The organism is Xanthomonas massiliensis, from assembly GCF_900018785.1.
Lineage (GTDB): Bacteria > Pseudomonadota > Gammaproteobacteria > Xanthomonadales > Xanthomonadaceae > Xanthomonas_B > Xanthomonas_B massiliensis.
In genome coordinates this window covers 1,206,185-1,225,960 of sequence record NZ_FCOY01000006.1, presented here as the reverse complement: position 1 = coordinate 1,225,960, position 19,776 = coordinate 1,206,185, and the positions used below count along the sequence as shown (strand labels likewise).

Annotated in this window: 17 protein-coding genes and 1 tRNA gene; 9 read left to right on the top strand and 9 right to left on the bottom strand. The window is 71.6% G+C overall.

The genetic code is table 11. The features are described 5' to 3' along the window. Positions 1-24: 24 nt before the first annotated feature. On the bottom strand, positions 25-237 hold the full coding sequence (locus tag BN3794_RS08465) for a hypothetical protein (protein WP_147675709.1): 213 nt from the start codon (positions 235-237) through the stop codon (positions 25-27). Between the two features lie 194 nt (positions 238-431). On the opposite strand from BN3794_RS08465, the gene BN3794_RS08460 reads away from it, so the two are divergent. Together BN3794_RS08460 and BN3794_RS08455 are read left to right on the top strand one after the other, a co-directional pair. Continuing rightward, a tRNA-Phe gene (locus tag BN3794_RS08460) sits at positions 432-507 on the top strand. Positions 508-1,483: 976 nt separating this feature from the next. Continuing rightward, the gene (locus BN3794_RS08455; protein WP_066096028.1) at positions 1,484-1,978 is read left to right on the top strand and encodes a DUF6491 family protein; all 495 of its coding nucleotides are present in this window, start codon (positions 1,484-1,486) and stop codon (positions 1,976-1,978) included. An 8-nt stretch (positions 1,979-1,986) separates the two neighbouring features. On the opposite strand, the gene BN3794_RS08450 is transcribed toward BN3794_RS08455, so the two are convergent. The 4 genes from BN3794_RS08450 to htpG all read right to left on the bottom strand — a co-directional run bounded on the left by BN3794_RS08450 (position 1,987) and on the right by htpG (position 6,886). Beyond that, complete coding sequence (locus BN3794_RS08450) at positions 1,987-2,265, bottom strand: oxidative damage protection protein (RefSeq protein ID WP_066097174.1); 279 nt, start codon at positions 2,263-2,265, stop codon at positions 1,987-1,989. Positions 2,266-2,285: 20 nt separating this feature from the next. After that, on the bottom strand, positions 2,286-3,344 hold the full coding sequence (gene mutY / locus BN3794_RS08445; protein ID WP_066096025.1) for an A/G-specific adenine glycosylase: 1,059 nt from the start codon (positions 3,342-3,344) through the stop codon (positions 2,286-2,288). A gap of 181 nt (positions 3,345-3,525) precedes the next feature. Next, entirely contained in the window at positions 3,526-4,839 is a 1,314-nt protein-coding gene (ftsY, locus tag BN3794_RS08440) for a signal recognition particle-docking protein FtsY (protein WP_066096022.1), read from the bottom strand. A gap of 136 nt (positions 4,840-4,975) precedes the next feature. Continuing rightward, positions 4,976-6,886 carry a molecular chaperone HtpG gene (gene htpG / locus BN3794_RS08435; protein ID WP_066096019.1) on the bottom strand — a complete coding sequence of 637 codons (1,911 nt, stop codon included), beginning with the start codon at positions 6,884-6,886 and terminating at the stop codon, positions 4,976-4,978. Between the two features lie 133 nt (positions 6,887-7,019). Here htpG and rsmD point away from each other — a divergent pair, with 133 nt between their 5' ends. Next, entirely contained in the window at positions 7,020-7,616 is a 597-nt protein-coding gene (rsmD, locus tag BN3794_RS08430) for a 16S rRNA (guanine(966)-N(2))-methyltransferase RsmD (RefSeq protein WP_066096016.1), read from the top strand. A 137-nt stretch (positions 7,617-7,753) separates the two neighbouring features. Here the strand turns inward: rsmD and BN3794_RS08425 are convergent, their stop codons facing one another. Then, entirely contained in the window at positions 7,754-8,233 is a 480-nt protein-coding gene (locus BN3794_RS08425) for an Lrp/AsnC ligand binding domain-containing protein (RefSeq protein ID WP_066096014.1), read from the bottom strand. A gap of 93 nt (positions 8,234-8,326) precedes the next feature. Between BN3794_RS08425 and BN3794_RS08420 the strand changes: the two genes are divergently transcribed. From BN3794_RS08420 to ggt, 5 genes are all read left to right on the top strand, one after another. After that, positions 8,327-11,275: an L-glutamate gamma-semialdehyde dehydrogenase gene (locus tag BN3794_RS08420; RefSeq protein ID WP_066096010.1), complete on the top strand. Its 2,949-nt coding sequence runs from the start codon at positions 8,327-8,329 to the stop codon at positions 11,273-11,275. A 99-nt stretch (positions 11,276-11,374) separates the two neighbouring features. Further along, a complete protein-coding gene (gene coaD, locus BN3794_RS08415) occupies positions 11,375-11,875 on the top strand; it encodes a pantetheine-phosphate adenylyltransferase (protein WP_066096008.1) in 501 nt (166 codons plus the stop codon). Positions 11,876-11,914: 39 nt separating this feature from the next. Then, positions 11,915-12,415 carry a hypothetical protein gene (locus BN3794_RS08410; protein WP_066096005.1) on the top strand — a complete coding sequence of 167 codons (501 nt, stop codon included), beginning with the start codon at positions 11,915-11,917 and terminating at the stop codon, positions 12,413-12,415. A 157-nt stretch (positions 12,416-12,572) separates the two neighbouring features. Then, positions 12,573-12,857 carry a YfhL family 4Fe-4S dicluster ferredoxin gene (locus BN3794_RS08405; RefSeq protein ID WP_066096000.1) on the top strand — a complete coding sequence of 95 codons (285 nt, stop codon included), beginning with the start codon at positions 12,573-12,575 and terminating at the stop codon, positions 12,855-12,857. Further along, positions 12,854-14,605 carry a gamma-glutamyltransferase gene (ggt, locus tag BN3794_RS08400; RefSeq protein ID WP_066095995.1) on the top strand — a complete coding sequence of 584 codons (1,752 nt, stop codon included), beginning with the start codon at positions 12,854-12,856 and terminating at the stop codon, positions 14,603-14,605. Before BN3794_RS08405 ends, ggt begins: the two co-directional genes overlap by 4 nt. A 460-nt stretch (positions 14,606-15,065) precedes the next feature. Here the strand turns inward: ggt and BN3794_RS08395 are convergent, their stop codons facing one another. The 3 genes from BN3794_RS08395 to BN3794_RS08385 are packed head-to-tail and all read right to left on the bottom strand — an operon-like array spanning position 15,066 to position 18,755. Next, positions 15,066-16,283, bottom strand: coding sequence for an MFS transporter (locus BN3794_RS08395; protein ID WP_066095992.1), 1,218 nt, complete (start codon positions 16,281-16,283; stop codon positions 15,066-15,068). After that, entirely contained in the window at positions 16,280-17,410 is a 1,131-nt protein-coding gene (locus BN3794_RS08390) for an alkene reductase (RefSeq protein ID WP_066095989.1), read from the bottom strand. Before BN3794_RS08390 ends, BN3794_RS08395 begins: the two co-directional genes overlap by 4 nt. 28 nt (positions 17,411-17,438) lie before the next feature. Next, a complete protein-coding gene (locus BN3794_RS08385) occupies positions 17,439-18,755 on the bottom strand; it encodes an SGNH/GDSL hydrolase family protein (protein WP_066095986.1) in 1,317 nt (438 codons plus the stop codon). A gap of 109 nt (positions 18,756-18,864) precedes the next feature. On the opposite strand from BN3794_RS08385, the gene BN3794_RS08380 reads away from it, so the two are divergent. After that, on the top strand, positions 18,865-19,767 hold the full coding sequence (locus BN3794_RS08380; protein WP_066095982.1) for a LysR family transcriptional regulator: 903 nt from the start codon (positions 18,865-18,867) through the stop codon (positions 19,765-19,767). Positions 19,768-19,776: the final 9 nt, after the last annotated feature.

Sequence of the window (19,776 nt, the reverse complement as noted above, 5' to 3'; positions counted from 1 at the left end):
GCACGTCCGGACGGCGGAGGGATGTCAGCCGTGCTGGAACAGCAGGACGGAGTCGCGCGCGTCCATGTCCATCACCACGGCCACCGGGTTGCCGGTGCTGAAGTGCCGCCCAAGCGCCAGGCTGTCCGCCGCCTCGAGCGCCTGCTCGCGCACGTACGAGCAATAGCGCACCTGGCCGGCCTCGTCGACCTGCCAGCCCGATGCGGTGCGCTTGACGTGGATGAGCAACCTTTCCATGCGGGCCTGGCTTCTTGCTTGGCGTGTGCCCGGGCAGGGCGTCTCCTGGGAGCATGCGCACCGGCCGGTGCGTTTCCCATCGGGCCGAGTTCTGACCTCGTGTAGGAAAAATCCGAATAACCGATGCTTGCCCAAATTCAGGGTCGTCGGTATGATGCGCGTCCTCGCAACGAAGCAACGCTTCCAAGCGAAGTGGCCGGGTAGCTCAGTTGGTAGAGCAGGGGATTGAAAATCCCCGTGTCGGCGGTTCGATTCCGTCCCCGGCCACCATATCTTGCAAAGGGCTTGCAGCGATGCAGGCCCTTTTCCGTTTTCGGGCGGCAGGATTTCGGGGCGATCGGAAGTCGACGGGCCGTTCGCCGTCGATCGTCCTGGTCCCGTTCCGCTTGTTTCCCGCCGCTCCGGCATGCGAGGCGTTCCAGCACGGGATGACCTGGCAGTAGCGATTCGTCGCCGCGGGTAGCGGGGACGGTTGCGCAGGTATCCGGACGATCCCGAGCCACGCGCCGGCATGGCAGCGTGCGAAGGCCGTGCGCGGGGCCGGCTCGGTACCGGCATGTGCAGATCCCATGAACCGGCTGGGGCGAGGCCGGCGATCCGGCGACCGCCGGAGTTATGCTGGCTGCGAATCCCCAACCGAGGACACGCCATGAAGTTCAGGACAGTGCTTTTGGCAGCAGCGACCGCGATCGCGTTGACGGCGTGCCTGCCGCCACCGCGTGACGGCGGACGTGATCACCGGCATTCCGATCGCCATGGAGACCGTGACGGGCAAGGTCCCGGACAGGGACCGGGAGGACCGGGGCCCGGCGGCCAGGACGGCGGTCGCAGGGATTGACGATTGAAGGGGCCCCGAAAGGGGCCCTCGTCGTTTCCGGGGCGATCGGAAGGTGGGGGCGGGCCATGACGGGGCATTGCCTGCCGGAACTCGCCCCTCGCGGCAGGCCTGTTGCGGCCGGTCGTGGAGAACTCCGGCGTCGGGCCAGCCCGGTCGCCGTTCCCGGCAAGCGAATGCCGATGGCGTCCTCGGGGCGGATACGCAGATGCGCATGGCGTGCAGGGGTCGATCGCGGCGCGACAACGGTTCCCGGGGCGGAAGATCGCGCCCGGCAGCCGCATCGTCGCACCGGCCGGAAAACGGCCTGTAGCTGCATCGTCGCCGGCCGTTTTCCGGCCGGTGCGTTCCAACGCCTCCTATACATCCGGGCGCGCATGATGCCCGCGTTTTCTCCTGGAGAACGAAGCGATGACTACCCGAAACTGGCTGGCCGGCGCGGCCGTGGCGCTGGCATTGGCGGCCTGCGCGACCGGGCCACGGCTCAGCGATGCGCAGAAGCTGGATCTCTACCGCGCCCATGCCGGGGCGCCGGTCAAGGATTTCCACTACTTCAACGATCTCAACGGATGGACCGACCTGGGCGACAGCGCCCTGGCCGTGTGGACCAGGCCCTCGGAAGCCTATCTGCTGGAATTGTGGGGCCCTTGCCTGGACCTGCAGTTCACGCCGGCGATCGGCCTGACCAGCCAGGTCGGGACGGTGTCCGCCAATTTCGACGAGGTGCGGGTACTGCGCCAGCCGGGCACCGGGCCGGCCGTGCCGTGCCGGATCAAGGAGATCCGTCCGCTGGACGTGAAGGGGTTGCGGGCCTCCGAGCGCGAGCTACGCCAGGTCCAGCAGCAGGAGCGTACCCAGCAGGCGCCTGGGGCGCAGACGCCACCGTCCGGGTCCAACCCGGGCTGAGCCGCAGGTCAGCGGTCGGCCGGCGCGACGTAGCCGGCCGGCTGCTCGGCCTCGCCCTCGCCGAACAGGAACTTGCGCATCTGTTCCTCCAGGAAGGCACGGTGCGCGGGATCGCGTGGCGACAGGCGGTTCTCGTTGATCAGCATCGTCTGGTGCGCCAGCCAGGCGGCCCAGCCGGCCTTGCCGACGTGTTCGAACACGCGCCGGCCGAGCTCACCGGGATAGGGCACGAAATCCAGGCCTTCGGTTTCGCGTTTTTCGTACTGGCAGTAGACGGTGCGGGACATGGCGGTTCCGGTGGCGCGGCTCACAGGCCGTCGAGCAGTTTGCGGATCGGCGCGGGCAGCCCGAACCCGCCCAGGGCGATGCGCGGGACCCAGCGCAGGGCGTCATTGTCGCCCACGCCGTCGCGCAGGGCGACCCGGCGCAGGCGCAGCGGCTGCAGGTGCAGCCGGTAGTGGCTGAAGGTGTGCACGATCAGCGGCAACGCTTCGGCCGCCTCGTAGTCGCCGGCCACGTGCCGGGCGAACCAGGCGCGCAGGCCGGCGTCGGTCTCTTCCTGCGGCAGGGTCCACAGCGATGCCCAGATGCCCGAAGGCGGGCGGCGCAACAGCAGGATCTCGCCGGCATCGTTCTCCAGCAGCAGGGCGCTGGCCTCGCGCTCGGGCAGGATCCGGCTCGGTTTCGGCGTGGGCAGGGCCTCGACCAGGCCCTCGCGCAGGGCGACGCAATCGGCCTGCAGCGGGCACAGCACGCAGGCCGGGTTGGCGCGGGTGCACAGGGTGGCGCCGAAATCCATCTGCGCCTGGGTGTAGTCGGCCATGCGGCCTTCGGGCACGCCGTCGAGCAGGGCGTCGGCGCGTGCCCACAGCGTCTTCTCCACGGCCGGCAGGCCCGGCCAGCCGGCGATGCCATGCCAGCGCGCCAGCACGCGCTTGACGTTGCCGTCGAGGATGGCGAAGCGCTCGCCCCAGGCCTGCGACAGGATCGCCGCGGCGGTACTGCGGCCGATGCCGGGCAGGGCGAGCAGGGCATCCAGGTCGCGCGGCAGCGCGCCGCCGTGGCGATCCACGCAGGCGCGCGCGGCGGCCTGCAGGTTGCGTGCGCGGGCGTAGTACCCCAGCCCGGCCCAGTGCGCCATCACCTCGTCGGTGGCCGCGGCCGCCAGTGCCGCGATGTCCGGGAAGCGGGCGACGAAACGCTGGAAATACGGGATAACCGTGGCCACCTGGGTCTGCTGCAGCATGATCTCCGAGAGCCACACCCGGTACGGCGTGCGCGGATGCTGCCAGGGCAGGTCGTGGCGGCCGTGGCGCTCGAACCAGGCCAGCAGGCGCGGGGCGAAGGGATCGGATGGCTGGCTCATGCTGGCTGCGGAGGTCTGGCCTTCTTCCCTTCGGGACCGTGGGCCCCTGCCGGGGAAGCGGCCCGAAGGGAAGCAACGGAGGAGGCCGGCGAAATGCCGGTGCGGCCGGAACGGTGCGGGGCATCGCCTCGTCGTCCCGTCGCGGTGATCCTCTTCCGGGGAAAAAGAGGGACGGCGGAGGTCAGCTGCCCAGCGCTTCGGGCAACAGGGCGTCGACGAAGGCCTCCGGGTCGAACACGCGCAGGTCCTCCGGGCGTTCGCCGATGCCGGCGAAGCGGATCGGGATGCCGAACTCGCGCGCCAGCGCGAATACCACGCCGCCCTTGGCGGTGCCGTCGAGCTTGGTCACCACCAGGCCGGTGACCTGGACCACCGCATTGAACTGGCGCAGCTGCGAGAGCGCGTTCTGGCCGGTGGTGCCGTCGATCACCATCAGCACCTCGTGCGGGGCGGACGGATCGAGCTTGCCCAGCACCCGCTTGATCTTGCCCAGCTCGTTCATCAGGCCGGTCTGGGTGTGCAGGCGGCCGGCGGTGTCGGCGATCAGCACCTCGGTGCCGCGCGCCCGCGCCGCCTGCAGGGCGTCGAAGGCGACCGAGGCCGGATCGGCGTCCTGGCCCTGGGCGATGACGGCGACGCCGTTGCGCTGGCCCCAGGCCTGCAACTGGGCCACGGCGGCGGCGCGGAAGGTGTCGCCGGCGGCCAGCATCAGGCTGTGGCCTTCGTCCTTGAAGCGCTTGGCCAGCTTGCCGATGGTGGTGGTCTTGCCGACGCCGTTGACGCCGACGGTGAGGACCACGAAGGGCCTTGCGCCGGGATCGATCCGCAGCGGCACCGAGACCGGCCGCAGCATCGCGACCAGTTCCGCGCGCAGCGCAGCCAGCAACGCACCGGCGTCGGCGAACTCGCGTGCCTTCATGCGCTTGCGCAGCTCGTCCACCAGGGCGGTGGTGGCGGCGACGCCGACGTCTGCGGTGATCAGCGCGGTCTCGATCTCGTCGAGCAGCTCGTCGTCCAGGCGCGGGTTGCCCGAGAACAGGCCGCCGAAGGCGCGGGCGAAGGTGCTGTTGCGCAACCGCTCGCGCCAGCCGGGCTTGCCGGCCGGTGCGGCCGGTTTCTCGCGGCCGGCATCGACGGCGGGCTCGTCGGATGCGGCGGCCACGGCCGGTGCAGGCGCCGTCGCCGGCGGGATAGGTTCCGGCGGGAGAGGGGCATCCGGCGCAGCGGCCGCCGCGCCGGCGGCACTCGCGACGTCGTGCGCGCGGGGCGATGGTTCGCCCTGCCCGGGGGCGGCCTGGCCGGCTGCGCCCGCCGCGGCCGGGGCTTCGGCGGCCACGGCCTGGTCCGGTGGCGCGGGGAAGCCCTGCCCGGGGGCGGGATTGTCGGCCGTCGCCTCGCTGGGGGCCTTGGGGAAGGCGGCGGCCAGCTCCTCGATGCTCGCGCCCGGCTTGGCCGGGGCGTCGGGTTTCTTGCGGCGGAAGAAGCTGAAGCTCATGCGCGAGGCGTACCGGTCGGGGTGGAAGATGCTAACACCCGGGCCACGAGCCCCCGGGTGACGGGATGCCTGGCGCGGGCAGGCGCGGCCGGGCAGGGTCCCGGCCTGCCCGGCCGCGCGAGCGGTGGCCCGGACCTCAGGCCGCCAGCTCCAGCAGCAGCTTGTTGAGCCGCTTCACGTAGCCGGCCGGATCCTTGAGGCTGTCGCCGGCGGCGAGGGCGGCCTGGTCGAACAGCACCCGGGTCAGTTCCTCGAAGCGCGTGCCGTCCTGTTCGGCGTCGAGCTTGGCGATCAACGGGTGGTCGGGATTGAACTCGAACACCGGCTTGGCCTCCGGCAGCTTCTGGCCGCTGGCTTCCAGGATCTGGCGCATCTGCACGCCCAGGTCGCCCTGGCCGATGGCCAGGATCGCCGGCGAATCGGTCAGGCGGTGGGAGACGCGCACTTCGGCCACGTCGTCGCCGAGCACGGCCTTGATGCGGCTGGCCAGCCCTTCCTTGGCCTTGGCGGTCTCCTCCTGGGCCTTCTTCTCCTCCTCGCTGTCGAGCTTGCCCAGGTCCAGGTCGCCGCGCGCCACGTCGACGAAGCCCTTGCCGTCGAACTCGGTCAGGTAGCCCATCAGCCACTCGTCGATGCGGTCGGTCAGCAGCAGCACCTCGATGCCCTTCTTGCGGAACACCTCCAGGTGCGGGCTGTCCTTGATCTGGGCGTAGCCTTCGCCGGTCAGGTAGTAGATCTTGTCCTGGCCTTCCTTCATCCGCGCCACGTAGTCGGCCAGGGCCACGTCCTGGGCACCGTCGCTGCCATGGGTGGAGGCGAAGCGCAGCAGGCCGGCGACCTTCTCGCGGTTGGCGTAGTCCTCGGCCGGGCCTTCCTTGAGCACCTGGCCGAACTCGCGCCAGAACGTGGCGTACTTGTCGGCGTCGTCCTTGGCCAGCTTCTCCAGCATGTCCAGCGAGCGCCGGGTCAGCGCCGCCTTCATCGACTCGATCACCGGGCCGGACTGCAGGATCTCGCGCGAGACGTTGAGCGAGAGGTCGGCCGAATCCACCACGCCGCGCACGAAGCGCAGGTACAGCGGCAGGAACTGGTCGGCCTGGTCCATGATGAAGACGCGCTGCACGTACAGCTTCAGGCCCTTGGCCGCCTCGCGGTTGTACAGGTCGAACGGCGCGCGCGCCGGCACGTACAGCAGCGAGGTGTATTCCAGCTTGCCCTCGACCTTGTTGTGGCTCCACGCCAGCGGGTCGGTGAAGTCGTGGGCGATGTGCTTGTAGAACTCGCGGTATTCCTCGTCGCTGATCTCCGTGCGGGGCCGGGTCCACAGCGCGCTGGCGCGGTTGACGGTCTCCCACTGCGGCGCGGCGGCCTCGTCCTTCTTGTCCTCCTCGCCAGGATGCTCGGCCAGCATCTGGATCGGCACGGAGATGTGGTCGGAATAGGTCTTGATGATGTTGCGCAGCTTCCAGCCGTCGGCGTAGTCGTGCTCGCCGTCCTTCAGGTGCAGCACGATGCGGGTGCCGCGCGAGGGCTTGTCGACCGTCTCGACCTCGAAGTCGCCTTCGCCCTTGCTCGACCAGTGCACGCCCTCGGCGGCGGGCAGGCCGGCACGGCGGCTGTACACGTCCACCTGGTCGGCGACGATGAAGGCGCTGTAGAAACCCACGCCGAACTGGCCGATCAGGTGCGAGTCCTTCTTCTGGTCGCCGGACAGGTGGGACAGGAAATCGGCGGTGCCGGACTTGGCGATGGTGCCGAGGTGGGCGATGGCTTCCTCGCGGCTCATGCCGATGCCGTTGTCGTCGATGCTGACGGTGTGGGCGTCCTTGTCGAACTCCACGCGGATGCGCAGCTCGCCGTCGCCCTCGAGCAGATCGGGCTTGACCAGCGCCTCGAAGCGCAGCTTGTCGGTCGCATCGGCGGCGTTGGACACCAGCTCGCGCAGGAAGATGTCGCGGTTGGAGTACAGCGAGTGGATCATCAGCTGCAGCAGCTGCTTGACCTCGGTCTGGAAGCCGAGGGTTTCCTTGTGGGTTTCGACGGTCATCGTGGGCATGCTCCATGAACAGGGCCGCGGGGCGGCCAACCTGCCCCGGGTATGGGTGGAACCGCGGATTTCAAGGTGGCCGCGCCGGCGCGGCGGGTATCATCCGCTTCCGTTCCGCGCTTGTTGCCCGTGCATGGCCCGCTTCCGTCCTCCCGCTTCCGCATCGCGCAGCCCGCCCGCCCCGGCGGCCGGCCAGGTGCGCATCGTCGGCGGGCGCTGGCGCAATACCCGGCTGGCCATCGGCGATGTCGTCGGCCTGCGCCCGACCGGCGAAAGGGTGCGCGAGACCCTGTTCAACTGGCTGATGCCGGTGCTGCCGGGCGCGCGCGTGCTGGACCTGTTCGCCGGCTCCGGCGCACTGGGACTGGAGTCGGTCTCGCGCGGCGCGGCCTCGGCTGTGCTGGTCGAGCGCGAGCCGGGCCAGGCCGCCCGCCTGCGCGAAGCGGTGGCCAGGCTCGAGGCGGGCGGGCAGGTGGACGTGGTGCAGGACGATGCCCTGCGCTGGCTGGCCGGCGCCCCGCCGGCGGCCTTCGACATCGCCTTCCTCGACCCGCCGTTCGCCGCCGGCCTGCTGCCGCAGGGGGTGCCGGCGCTGGTGCCGCACCTGGCGCCGCGGGCCTGGGTCTACGTCGAGGCGCCCGAGGCCGTGGCGGACATCCCGCCAGGCTGGACCGAGCACCGGCGGATGCGCACCCGCGAGACCTGTTGCACGCTGTATCGGGTCGGGTAGCGCCGGGCCGCGGCCGGCCGGGCAGGCGGGGACAACGCCGGGATCGGACGTGCGCGCTTGCCGAGCGCGGGAGAACGGCCGCGCCAAGCCCGCGATGAGCCGTGCGCCGCCGGGGCCGCGCCCGCGTCCGGCGCGGATCAGACCCCGAGGTTCAGGTCCGGGCTGTTCTTCACTTCCTCCATCACCGCGTAGGTGCGGGTCTCGCGCACGCCGGGCAGGCGCCACAGCACGCGGCCGGCCACCCGGCGGTAGTCCTCCATGTCGGCCACGCGCAGCTTGAGCAGGTAGTCGAAGCCGCCGGCCACCAGGTGGCATTCCATGATCTCCGGCTGGTCGCGTACCGCGGCGCGGAACTGCTCCAGGATGTTCTCGGTGGTGCGGTCGAGGATGATCTCCACGAACACCAGCATCGCCCCGCCCAGCTTGTGCGGGTCGAGGCGGGCGCGGTAGCCGAGGATGTAGCCCTGCTCGGTCAGCCGGCGCACCCGCTCGAGCGTGGCGGTGGGCGAGAGGTGGACCGCCTCAGCCAGCCTGACGTTGCTGATCCGGCCGTCGCGCTGGAGCAGGGCGAGGATTCTTCGGTCGGTGCGGTCCAGGGCGGGATTGGCTGCGCTCATGCGCGGATGATACGGCCATCTACCGACGAATATCCGGTGTCTGCCGGATCAAGATGGCGCATCTTCCGTCATCGCCCCGAGTGGTGGTCAATCATGCGGCTTCCCGATCCCTATCGCCCCGAATCCCAGGTCCTCCAATCCCTGCTTGCCCGCCTGGAGGGGCTGGCGTGGGAAGCGGCCAGCGCCGACGGCGTGCGCTGGATCGAGCAGGTGCGGGCGGCCAAGCCGTCCGGCTTCGCGATGGAGGCGCTGCTGCGCGAGTTCCCGCTGTCCACCGCCGAGGGTCTGGCGCTGATGCGCCTGGCCGAGGCGCTGCTGCGCGTGCCCGATGCCGAGACCGCGATGGTGCTGACCGCCGACCAGCTCTCGCGCGCCGATTTCTCCGGTGCCTCGCAGTCGTGGCTGGCCACGCTGTCCACCCAGGCCATCGCCCTGTCCAAGAAGATGCTCGGCGAGGACGGCCAGAAGACCGGCTTCTTCGCCAAGGTCGGCGCCAAGGCGGTGGTCGCGGCCACCGTGCGTGCGGTGCAGCTGATGGGCAAGCAGTTCGTCATGGGCGAGACCCTGGAGGAGGCGCTGGGCGATGCGCGCAAGCAACGCAAGGCCCGTACCGGCCTGCGCTTCTCCTACGACATGCTGGGCGAGGGCGCGCGCACCGAGGCCGATGCGCTGGACTACATGCGCAAGTACCACGCCTCGATCGCCGCGCTGGCCGCCGCGCGCGACCCGCAGGTGCCGGTGGAGCAGGCCGACGGCATCTCGATCAAGCTCTCGGCCATCGATGCGCGCTACGAGGCCGCCCAGCACGCACACGTGATGGCGGTGCTGGTGCCGCGGGTGCTGGAGCTGGCCCGCGCGGCCGCCGCCGCCGATCTCAACCTGACCATCGACGCCGAGGAGAGCGAGCGCCTGGAGCTGTCGCTGGACGTGTTCGAGGCGGTGGCCCGGCGGGTGGTGGCCGAGCATCCGCGCTGGCAGGGCTTCGGCCTGGCGGTGCAGGCCTACCAGACCCGCACCCTGCAGACACTGGAGGAGGTCGCCCGCATCGCGCGGGCGCTGGGCACGCGCTTCATGGTGCGCCTGGTCAAGGGCGCCTACTGGGACTACGAGATCAAGCGCGCCCAGGAACTGGGCATGCCGGCGTTCCCGGTGTTCACCCACAAGCACCACACCGACGTGTCCTACCTGGCCTGCGCCAAGGCGATGCTGGCGGTGCCCGATGCGATCTATCCGCAATTCGCCGGCCACAACGCCGGCACGATCTCGGCGGTGCTGGCGATGGCGCGCGCGGCCGGGGTGCCGTTCGAACTGCAGCGCCTGCACGGCATGGGCGAGGGCATCCATGCCCAGGTGCATGCGCAGTACCCGGACGTCGGCCTGCGCGTGTACGCGCCGGTCGGCCCGCACAAGGACCTGCTGGCCTATCTGGTCCGCCGCCTGCTGGAGAACGGCGCCAATTCCTCGTTCGTGCACCAGCTGGCCGATACCGCGCTCGATCCGCGCGAGCTGGTGGCCTCGCCGCTGTGGCTGGCCGCCGAGCCGGGGGTGACGTTGCCGTGCGACATCCTCGGCGCGCGCCGCAACACCGCCGGCGTGGACCTGGCCTGCCAGGCGCAGGCCGAGCCGCTGCTGCAGGCCTATGCGCGCTCGCCGGTACCGCAGCCGCCGGCGACCGGCACCGACGCGATCGCCGGGATCGTGGCCGGCCTGGCCGCCGGCCAGCGGGCCTGGGACGCGCGTCCGGTGGCCGAGCGCGCGGCGATCCTGGAACGGGCCGCAGACCGGCTCGAGCAGGACATGGGCACCTGGTGCGCGCGCATCGTCCACGAAGGCCGCCGTACCTGGGGCGATGCCGTTTCCGAGGTGCGCGAGGCCGCCGACTTCTGCCGCTACTACGCCGGGCAGGCGCGCGCGGCGATGGCGCCGCAGCTGCTGCCCGGGGTCACCGGCGAGCGCAATACCTATGCCCTGGGCGGGCGCGGCGTGTGGGCCTGCATCTCGCCGTGGAACTTCCCGCTGGCGATCTTCACCGGTCAGGTGGTCGCGGCGCTGGTCACCGGCAACGCGGTGGCGGCCAAGCCGGCCGAGCAGACCCCGGGCATCGGCGCGGCGATGATCGCGCTGCTGCACGAATGCGGCGTGCCGCAGGACGCGCTGGCCGGCGTGTACGGCGACGGCGAGACCGGCGCGGCGCTGGTGGCGCATCCGGCCATCGCCGGCGTGGCCTTCACCGGTTCGACCGCGGTGGCCAAGGCCATCGCCCGCGCGCTGGCCGCCAAGGACGGCCCGATCGTGCCGCTGATCGCCGAGACCGGCGGTCTGAACGCGATGATCGTCGATTCCACCGCGCTGCCCGAGCAGGTGGTCGATGCGGTGGTGCAGAGCACCTTCCGCAGCGCCGGCCAGCGCTGCTCGGCGCTGCGCGTGCTGTGCCTGCAGGACGACATCGCCGACGGCGTGCTGAAGATGCTGGCCGGCGCCATCGGCCTGCTGCAGGTGGGCGATCCGTCGCGCCTGTCCAGCGACCTGGGGCCGGTGATCGATGCCGAGGCCGCCGCCCCCCTGCGCCGGCAGGTCGGCGACCTGGAACGGCGCGCCACCCTGATCGCCCGCGCGCCGCTGCCCGAAGGCGCGCACGCCGACGCCATCGCCCCGGCAGCCTACGAGATCCGCGCGCTGGAGGACGTGCGCGAGGAGATCTTCGGCCCGGTGCTGCAGGTGCTGCGCTGGTCCGGCGACGTACAGGCGCTGGTCGGGCGCATCAACGCGCTCGGCTACGGCCTGACCCTGGGCGTGCAGACCCGCATCGACAGCCGCGCCCAGGCCATCGCCGAGCGGGCGCGGGTCGGCAACGTCTACGTCAACCGCAACATGATCGGCGCGGTGGTCGGGGTGCAGCCGTTCGGCGGCGAGGGCCTGTCCGGCACCGGCCCCAAGGCCGGCGGGCCGAACTACCTGCCGCGTTTCTGCGTGGAGCGCAGCGTCAGCGTCAACACCACCGCCGCCGGCGGCGACGTGGAGCTGCTGATGCAGGCCGGCTGACCCGGGCAGGGCGGTCCGGTCGCACCCGGACCGCCCTGCAGCGCCGGCCGCCGCTGCTACAATCCGCCGCATTCCAGCCCCAGCCGCCGACAACGCCCCGTGGCCAACAAACGCATCGCCGTCTATCCGGGCACCTTCGACCCGATCACCAACGGGCACATCGACCTGGTCAACCGTGCCGCGCCGCTGTTCGAGAAGATCTACATCGGCGTGGCGCACAGCCCGTCCAAGGGGCCCACGCTGCCGCTGGAGCTGCGCGTGGACCTGGCGCGCAAGGCGCTTTCGCGCCATTCCAACGTGGACGTGCACGGCTTCGACACGCTGCTGGCCGATTTCGTCCGTGCCCACGATGCCGGCGTGCTGCTGCGCGGCCTGCGCGCGGTCTCCGATTTCGAGTACGAGTTCCAGATGGCGAGCATGAACCGCCACCTGATCCCGGAGGTCGAGACGCTGTTCCTGACCCCGGCCGAGCCGTACAGCTTCATTTCGTCCTCGCTGGTGCGCGAGATCGCCCGGCTGGGCGGCGACGTGTCCGGCTTCGTGCCGTCGCTGGTCGTGGAAGCCCTGCGCCAGGCACGTGAATCCAAGACCCGGGCCTGACCCGGTCCATCGACAGTTCCCAAGGGGAGGAGTCCCAGCATGAACAAGAGCACCCGTTTGATCCTGGCCGCGGTGATGGCGGCAATGGCCCTGGCGGCCTGCAAGAAGCAGGAGGCCGCGGTCCCGGCCGCCGAGCAGGCCCAGGCCGCGCCGGCACTGCCGGCCAAGGACGACAACAACGGCTGGAAGCAGTACCTGCAGACCGTGGTCGGCCAGAACCTGGGCAGCGTGACCAACAACCCGTACCTGTACTACCTGCCGCCGGAATCGGACCCGGACTTCCAGGCCAGCTACGACCGCCAGGTCGAGAGCGTGACCACCTCCATCAGCCGCGGCGTGCAGCCGGGCAACATGCTGGCGTTCGGCTCGTCGGCCTCGGCGAAGATGGCCGACCTGATCCAGGCCGCGTTCAAGGGCGTGGCGCCGAACTCGATGAAGGGCGTGCGCGTGCTCTACATCGGCGAGGCGGCCGACAACGACCGGGTGAAGGCGGTGATCGAGCCGACCGGCGCCGACTACGTGTTCGTCGAAGCCAAGTGATCGACCCGGTGGCGCCGCGGCGCCACCGGCGGCAGGGGGCCGTCCGTTCGCGGGCGGCCCCTTTGCGTTGCCGCGGGCGCTGCCTGCGTTCCATGCCTGCAACGACAGCCGTGCGGGCCTGTAGCACAATGGAGGCCAACGTTTTCCCCGGTCCACCATGTCGCTGAAGATCAACGAGCTCTGCGTCAACTGCGACGTCTGCGAGCCGGCGTGCCCCAACCATGCGATCTCCATGGGCGAGACGATCTACGTGATCGACCCGGCCCGCTGCACGGAATGCGTGGGGCACTTCGACGAGGCGCAGTGCGTGGTGGTGTGCCCGGTGGAATGCATCGACCCCGACCCGGATCATCCGGAGAGCGAGCCCGAGCTGCTGGCCAAGCTGCGCCGGCTGCAGCACGACCACCCCGAACTGTACGAACAGGAGTCCCCTGCCGAATGAAAGTCCTGACCCGGAAACTGTGGCGCCCGTTGCTGGCGCTGGCCTTCGTGGTGGTGGCGCCCGTCTGGGCCGACGATGGCGTCCAGGCGCCGGCGCATCCGCCCGGCGCGGCCATCGCCAGCGGCCACAAGCTGGCCACCGAGGCCGGCCTGGAGATCCTGCGCGAGGGCGGCAACGCCTTCGACGCGGCCGTGGCGGTGTCCTCCACGCTGGGCGTGGTCGAGCCGATCAGCTCGGGCCTGGGCGGCGGCGGCTTCTTCCTGCTGCACGATGCCGGCAGTGGTAAGGACCTGTTCCTGGACGCGCGCGAGTACGCGCCCGAATCGGCCTCGCCGGACAAGTTCCTGGACAAGGCCGGCAACCTCGACCCGGAGAAGTCGCAGAACGGTCCGTGGTCGGCCGGTATCCCCGGGCTGCCGGCGGTGCTGGTCGAACTGGCCGGCAAGCACGGCCGGCTGCCGCTGAAGCAGTCGCTGGCCCCGGCCATCCGCATCGCGCGCGAGGGCTTCCCCGTGTACGCGCGCATGGCCAAGGGCTACGCGCAGCGCCACGAGGTGATGGAGCGCTATCCCGGCACGCGCGATGTCTACCTGCGCGGCGGCAAGCCGATCGCCGAGGGCGACATCTTCAGGCAGCCCGAGCTGGCGCACACGCTGGAGCTGCTGGCGGACAAGGGCTTCGACGGCTTCTACAAGGGCGAGACCGCGAAGAAGCTGATCGCCGGCGTGAAGCAGGCCGGCGGGCACTGGACGCCGGAGGAACTGGCGGCCTACCGGGTCAAGGAACGCGAGCCGATCATCTTCAACTACAAGCAGTGGAAGATCACCACCGCGCCGCCGGCGTCCTCCGGCGGCATCGCCCTGGCCGAGATCCTGCAGATCCTGGAAGGCTACGACCTCAAGGACATGGATCCGGTGCACCGCACCCACATGGTGGTGGAGGCCATGCGCCGCGCCTACCGCGACCGCACCTTCTTTCTGGGCGATCCGGACTTCACCCGGATCCCGATGCGGGTGCTGCTGAGCAAGGACTACGCGCTGGGCCTGCGCTCGACCATCAACCCGGACAAGGCCACCCCGAGCGACCTGCTGTCGGGCAACCCGACGCCGCTGGAGGACGACGAGACCACGCATTTCTCGATCATCGACCAGGACGGCAACCGCGTGGCCGCCACCCAGACCGTCAACCTGCTGTACGGCTCGGGCCTGATCCCCAAGGGCACCGGCGTGCTGCTCAACGACGAGATGGACGACTTCGCGCTCAAGCCGGGCACGCCGAACGCCTTCGGCGTGATGGGCTACGAGGCCAATGCGCCCAAGCCGGGCAAGCGCCCGCTCAGCTCGATGACGCCCACCTTCATGGAATCGCCCGAGCGGCTGGCGGTGCTGGGCACGCCGGGCGGCAGCCGCATCATCACCATGGTGCTGCTGGGCATCCTCGGCTACGACGACGGCCTGGACGCGCAGCAGGTCGCCGCGCTGCCGCGCTACCACCACCAGTGGCTGCCGGACGTGATCGACGCGGAGACCGATGCCTTCACCGCGGACACGGTGAAGGGACTGGAAGCGATGGGCCACAAGGTGGTCATGCCCGGCAACACCGCCGCTGGCGGGCGCGGTTCCAGCCATGTGTGGGGCAACCTGCAGACGGTGGAATGGGACAAGACGCGCGGCGTGCTGCTCGGTGGCAGCGACCCGCGCAACCCGGTCGGCGCGGCCGAGGTGATCGCGCCGGTGCCGGCCAACTGAACAGCCGATATTGGGCATTGGTTGCCGACATCGGGTAGAAGGGCGGCGCTTCGGCGCCGCCCTTCTCATTTGCGCGGACCCGGAGCCGCTCCGGGGGACTGCCGGCCTGGGCGCGCGCCGTGGCGGCGGGACGTGTCCCGGGCATACGGCACCGGCGGGCGGTGCCCAGGCGAATCGACGGCTGTTGATGCAAGCGCAGCGCCCGGGCGCGACGACCCGGTCGATCACCCGGGGTCTTCCGGTTCCCCATCGCCGGTCGCGGTCCGGGCCAGGGCGAGGGCCGCCGGACCCGGCCCGGCACGCTGCAGCGGCATGGCCGGTCGGCCGGCGGTGGTCGATTGCCGAGCGCGACGCGCCGGGTCCGCCCGCATTCCCGATGGCGTCCTTACCAGCATCCCTACCAAGTGTCCTTACCACGCCTCCCCACCAGGCGGATTGGGTGTCCGCGCCGGCAGCCGGGTCATTTCGATCCGCAACCCTGCGGACCAGGCGCCGGTGCCGTGCCGGTCCGGGCATGCCGCCGGCCCAGCCACAGCAGCGGCGCCTGCGCCGCGAATGCCAGCACCACCCCGGCCCAGGGCGTCAGCACCAGCCGCTCGTGGGCGACCAGGGCGCTGCCCAGCGTCTCGCCCAGGGTGATGCCCAGGTTGAAGGCCGAGATGTTCAGCGCGGAGGCGAAGTCCACCGCGCGCGGCGTCCAGCGCTGCGCGGTCTCCAGCATGCCGGCCTGCAGGCCCGGCGAGATGCCGAAGGCCAGCACGCCCCAGGCGAACAGCAGCGGCACCATCGCCGGCCGGCTGGCCATTGCCAGGGCCAGCGCCGCGAGCACGAGCAGCAGCGCCGCCAGCATGCGCCGCAGCGCCACCGCCCAGCCCAGGTGCGCGGCCCAGCGGCCGCCGGCCAGGTTGCCGACCAGCGTGGCCGCGCCGAACACCACCAGCAGCAGGCTCGCCGTACGGATCGAGAAGCCGGTGATCCCGGTGAGGATGGGGGTGACGAAGGTGAAGGCGGCGAAGCTGGCGCCGAAGCCGAACACGGTGACGGCCATCATCGCCAGCACCGGCGGGCTGGCCAGCGCCGCCAGCTGCGCGCGCGCCGGCCCGGCCGCCGGTGCCGGCATCGACGGCACCCAGCGCGCGGTGGCCGCCAGCGCCAGCGCGGCCAGCACCGCCACCGCGAAGAACGGCAGCCGCCAGCCCAGGGCGTTGCCGACCAGGCTGCCCAGCGGCACGCCGATGACCATCGCCAGGGTCAGGCCGGCGAACATCAGCGCGATGGCGCGGCTGGCCTGCCCGGGCGGCGCCAGCCGCGCCGCGACCGTGGCGCCGATGGCGAAGAAACTGCCGTGCGCCACCGCGGTGACGATGCGCCCGGCCAGCAGCATGGCGTAGCCGGTGGACAGCGCCGAGAGCAGGTTGCCGGCCAGGAACACGGCCACCAGCGCCAGCAGCAGCGGCTTGCGCGGCAACCGCGCCAGCGCCAGCACCACCAGCGGCGTGCCGATCGCCAGCGCCAGCGCATACGGCCCGACGAGGCCGCCGGCACGCGCCAGCGGCACGTGCAGGTCGGCGGCGATGGCCGGCAGCACGCCGACCACGATGAACTCGGCCACGCCGATGGCGAAGGCGGTGACCGCCAGCGCCCAGATGCCGGGCGCGGTGCCGCGCGCTGCACTCATGCGGCGCCCCCGGCCGGGGCGGGCGGGTAGTCGGTATAGCCGGCCGCGTCGCCGCCGAAGAAGCGGCTGGCGTCGGGCACGTTCAGCGCCCAGCCGTTGCGCAGGCGCTCGGGCAGGTCCGGGTTGGCGATGAACGGGCGGCCGAAGCCGATCAGGTCGGCCCAGTTCTTGCGCAGCGCCTCCTCGGCACGTTCGAGCGTGTACTTGCCGGCGTAGATCAGCGTGCCGCCGTAGATCAGCCGCAGCGCTTCCTTGAACGCGGCCGGCATCTCCGGGGCGTCCTCCCAGTCGGCCTCGGCAATGTGGATGTAGGCCGCGCCGATGTCGTCGAGCACCTTGGCCGCCGCCAGGTAGGTGGCCTGCGGGGTGTCGTCGACGGCGCCGTTGAGCGTGGTCAGCGGCGCCAGCCGCACGCCCAGGCGCCCGGGCCCGGTGACGGCGGCCACCGCCTCGCTCACCTCGCGCAGGAAGCGCAGGCGGTTGGGCAGCGAGCCGCCGTACGCGTCGGTGCGCGCGTTGGCGCGGGAATCGATGAACTGGTTGATCAGGTAGCCGTTGGCGCCGTGCAGCTCGACGCCGTCGAAGCCGGCCTCCAGCGCGTTGGCGGCGGCGGTGGCGTAGTCGCGCACGATGCTGGGGATCTCCTCCAGCGCCAGCGCGCGCGGCATCGAGTGCTGGACCATCTCGCCGGCGCCGGCCTGCGGGCCGCGGCCGTCGGGATCGATGAACACCTTGACGCCCTCGGCCAGCAGTGCCGACGAGGACACCGGCGCGGCGCCGCCCGGCTGCAGCGACACGTGCGACAGGCGGCCCACGTGCCACAGCTGGGCGAAGATGCGCCCGCCGGCGGCATGCACCGCGTCGGTCACGCCGCGCCAGCCGGCGACCTGCGCGCGGCTGTGGATGCCGGGCGTCCACGCGTAGCCCTGGCCCTGCGGGCTGATCTGCGTGCCCTCGCTGACGATCAGGCCGGCCGCGGCGCGCTGGGCGTAGTACGCGGCCATCAGCGGCGTGGCGACGTTGCCGGCAGCGGCGCGCGAGCGCGTCATCGGCGGCATGACGATGCGGTTGGGCAGGTGCAGCGAGCCCAGGCGATAGGGGGTGAACAGCGGGTTGTCGGTACTCATGGCGGACGGTTCTCGTGGGGATTGCAGATCAGTTTGCGGAGGAAGCGGGGCGCGCGGCGACCGCGGGGCCGGGCAGGAGCGCATCGAGGTCGAGGGCCTCGGCCATGGCGCGGTTGCCGGCATCGCCCGGATGCAGGTGGTCGCCGGAATCGAAGCGCGGGTCGAGCCGGGCCGGATCGGCCGGATCGCGCAGCAGCGCGTCGAAATCGACCACCGCGTCGAACGCGCCGCTGTCGCGTATCCAGGCGTTCACCTGCTGGCGCAGCGTATCCTTGGCCGGCTGGTAGTAGTCGGCCAGCGGCGTGCCGGGCAGCGCGCCGGCGAACGGCGTGAGCGTGGCGCCGATCACGCGCACGCCATGGACGTGGGCCTGCTCGATCAATTGCCGGTAGCCGGCGACCAGCGTGGCCAGGGGCGGCGGCGCGGCATCGCGCGCGTAGGCGGTGCCGGGCCAGGCGATGTCGTTGATGCCCAGCATCACCACCACGCTCGCCACGCCTGGTTGCGCCAGCACGTCGCGGTCCAGCCGCGCCAGCGCGTTGGCCCCCATGCCGTCGGTAAGCAGGCGCGCGCCGGAGATGCCGGCGTTGACGACCGCCACGCTGCGCGGAGCCAGGCGCGCGGCCAGGAAGTCCGGCCAGCGGCTGTTCCGGTCCAGGCTGGCGCCGGCGCCATCGGTGATGGAGTCGCCTATCACGGCGACCGCGCGCGGGTCGGCCGCGGTCTCGACCTGGATGCCGGCCAGCAAGGGCCGCGCCGTCGTGGTGGATACGACGCCGGTAGTCGCCGGCAACGCCGCCGCGCCGGTCTGGTCGCCGGCAACGATCCAACCGGTCTGGCGTCCGTCCCAGTGGAAGGTTTCCAGCGGCGTCGCCTCCGGCAGGTAGAGGCTCACGGCCACCTGCGCCAATGCCGGCAGCGGCAGCGCCACCGGATCGCTGACCAGCGATGCGCCGGGCAGGAGTGTCGCCGCCGCTTGCCCGCCGAACGTCACCGCATGCAGGCTCGCCGCGTCCACGGCACCGCCCGCGCGCGGCAGCGCGACCGTGGCCCGGCCGATGGCGAGCGGCTGGCGACCGTAGGCGTTGGAGAGCACGATGCGCAGCCGCGGGCCCCCCAGGCTGATGCGCGCCAGCTGCCGCACGGTCTGGTCGTGCAGCTCGGCCGGGACGTTGGCGGGAAGCAGGAAATCCGATCCCCAGACCGGCTGCGGGCTGGCCGTCCAGCTCGCGACCCAGGTGGTCGAAGTGGGGCGCGCGGGTGCGGCCGCCGCCGTGCCCATGGCCAGTGCCAGAGCGAGCGCCGCGGCGGCGGCGCGGGAAACGGATTCGTGGGGGGCGTTCATGTCGTTGAATGGGTGTCCATCGAGGCCCGCATCATGAATCCAACGACCGGGATGAAATAGACTGCCTTAAGAACATCATTTGTGAATCCAATTCACCAAGGAGACGGCCATGGCCCGCTTGGAAGTGAACCGTTCCGGCGAACTGGACGTGTTCGTGCGGGTGATCGAGCTCGGCGGCTTCTCCGCGGCGGCGCGGGCCTGCGGCATGACGCCCTCGGCGGTGAGCAAGCTGGTGGCGCGGCTGGAGCAGCGCCTGGGCACGCGCCTGGTGAACCGCTCCACCCGCCGGATCCAGCTCACGCCCGAGGGCTGCGCGTTCTACGAGCGCGGCGTGCGCATCCTCGCCGACCTGGACGAGGCCGAGCGCCTGGCCAGCGAGCATTCGCAGCCGCGCGGGCGCCTGCGGGTGAACGCCAACGTGCCGTTCGGCCATCATTTCCTGCTGCCGCTGGTGCCGGAGTTCCTGGCCCGTCATCCCGGGGTGAGCCTGGACATCGTGCTGACCGACGAGGTCGTGGACGTGCTCGAGCAGCGCACCGACGTGGCTGTGCGCGCCGGCCCGCTCAAGAGCTCCAGCCTGGTCGCGCGCCGGCTCGGCGCCACCCGCATGGTGATCGTCGGCGCCCCGGCGTACCTGGCGCGCGCCGGCACGCCGGCCACCACGGACGACCTGCGCCGTCACAACCTGCTGGGCCTGAACTACATGCGCGCGGCCAGCGGCTGGCCGCTGCGCCACGGCGGCGAGGATTGCCTCGTGGTGCCGGCCGGCAACGCCCAGGCCAGCGACGGCGAGGCGGTGCGCCGGCTGGCCCTGGCCGGGCTGGGGCTGGCACGGCTGGCCGCATTCCAGGCGCGCGAGGACATCGCCGCCGGTCGCCTGGTGCCGGTGCTCGAGGACTGCAACCCCGGCGACACCGAGGAGGTGCACGCGGTGTTCATGGGCCAGGGCGGCTACCTGCCGCTGCGGGTGCGCGCCTTCCTCGACTTCCTGGCCGAACGCGTGCGGCTCTGAGACCCCCGC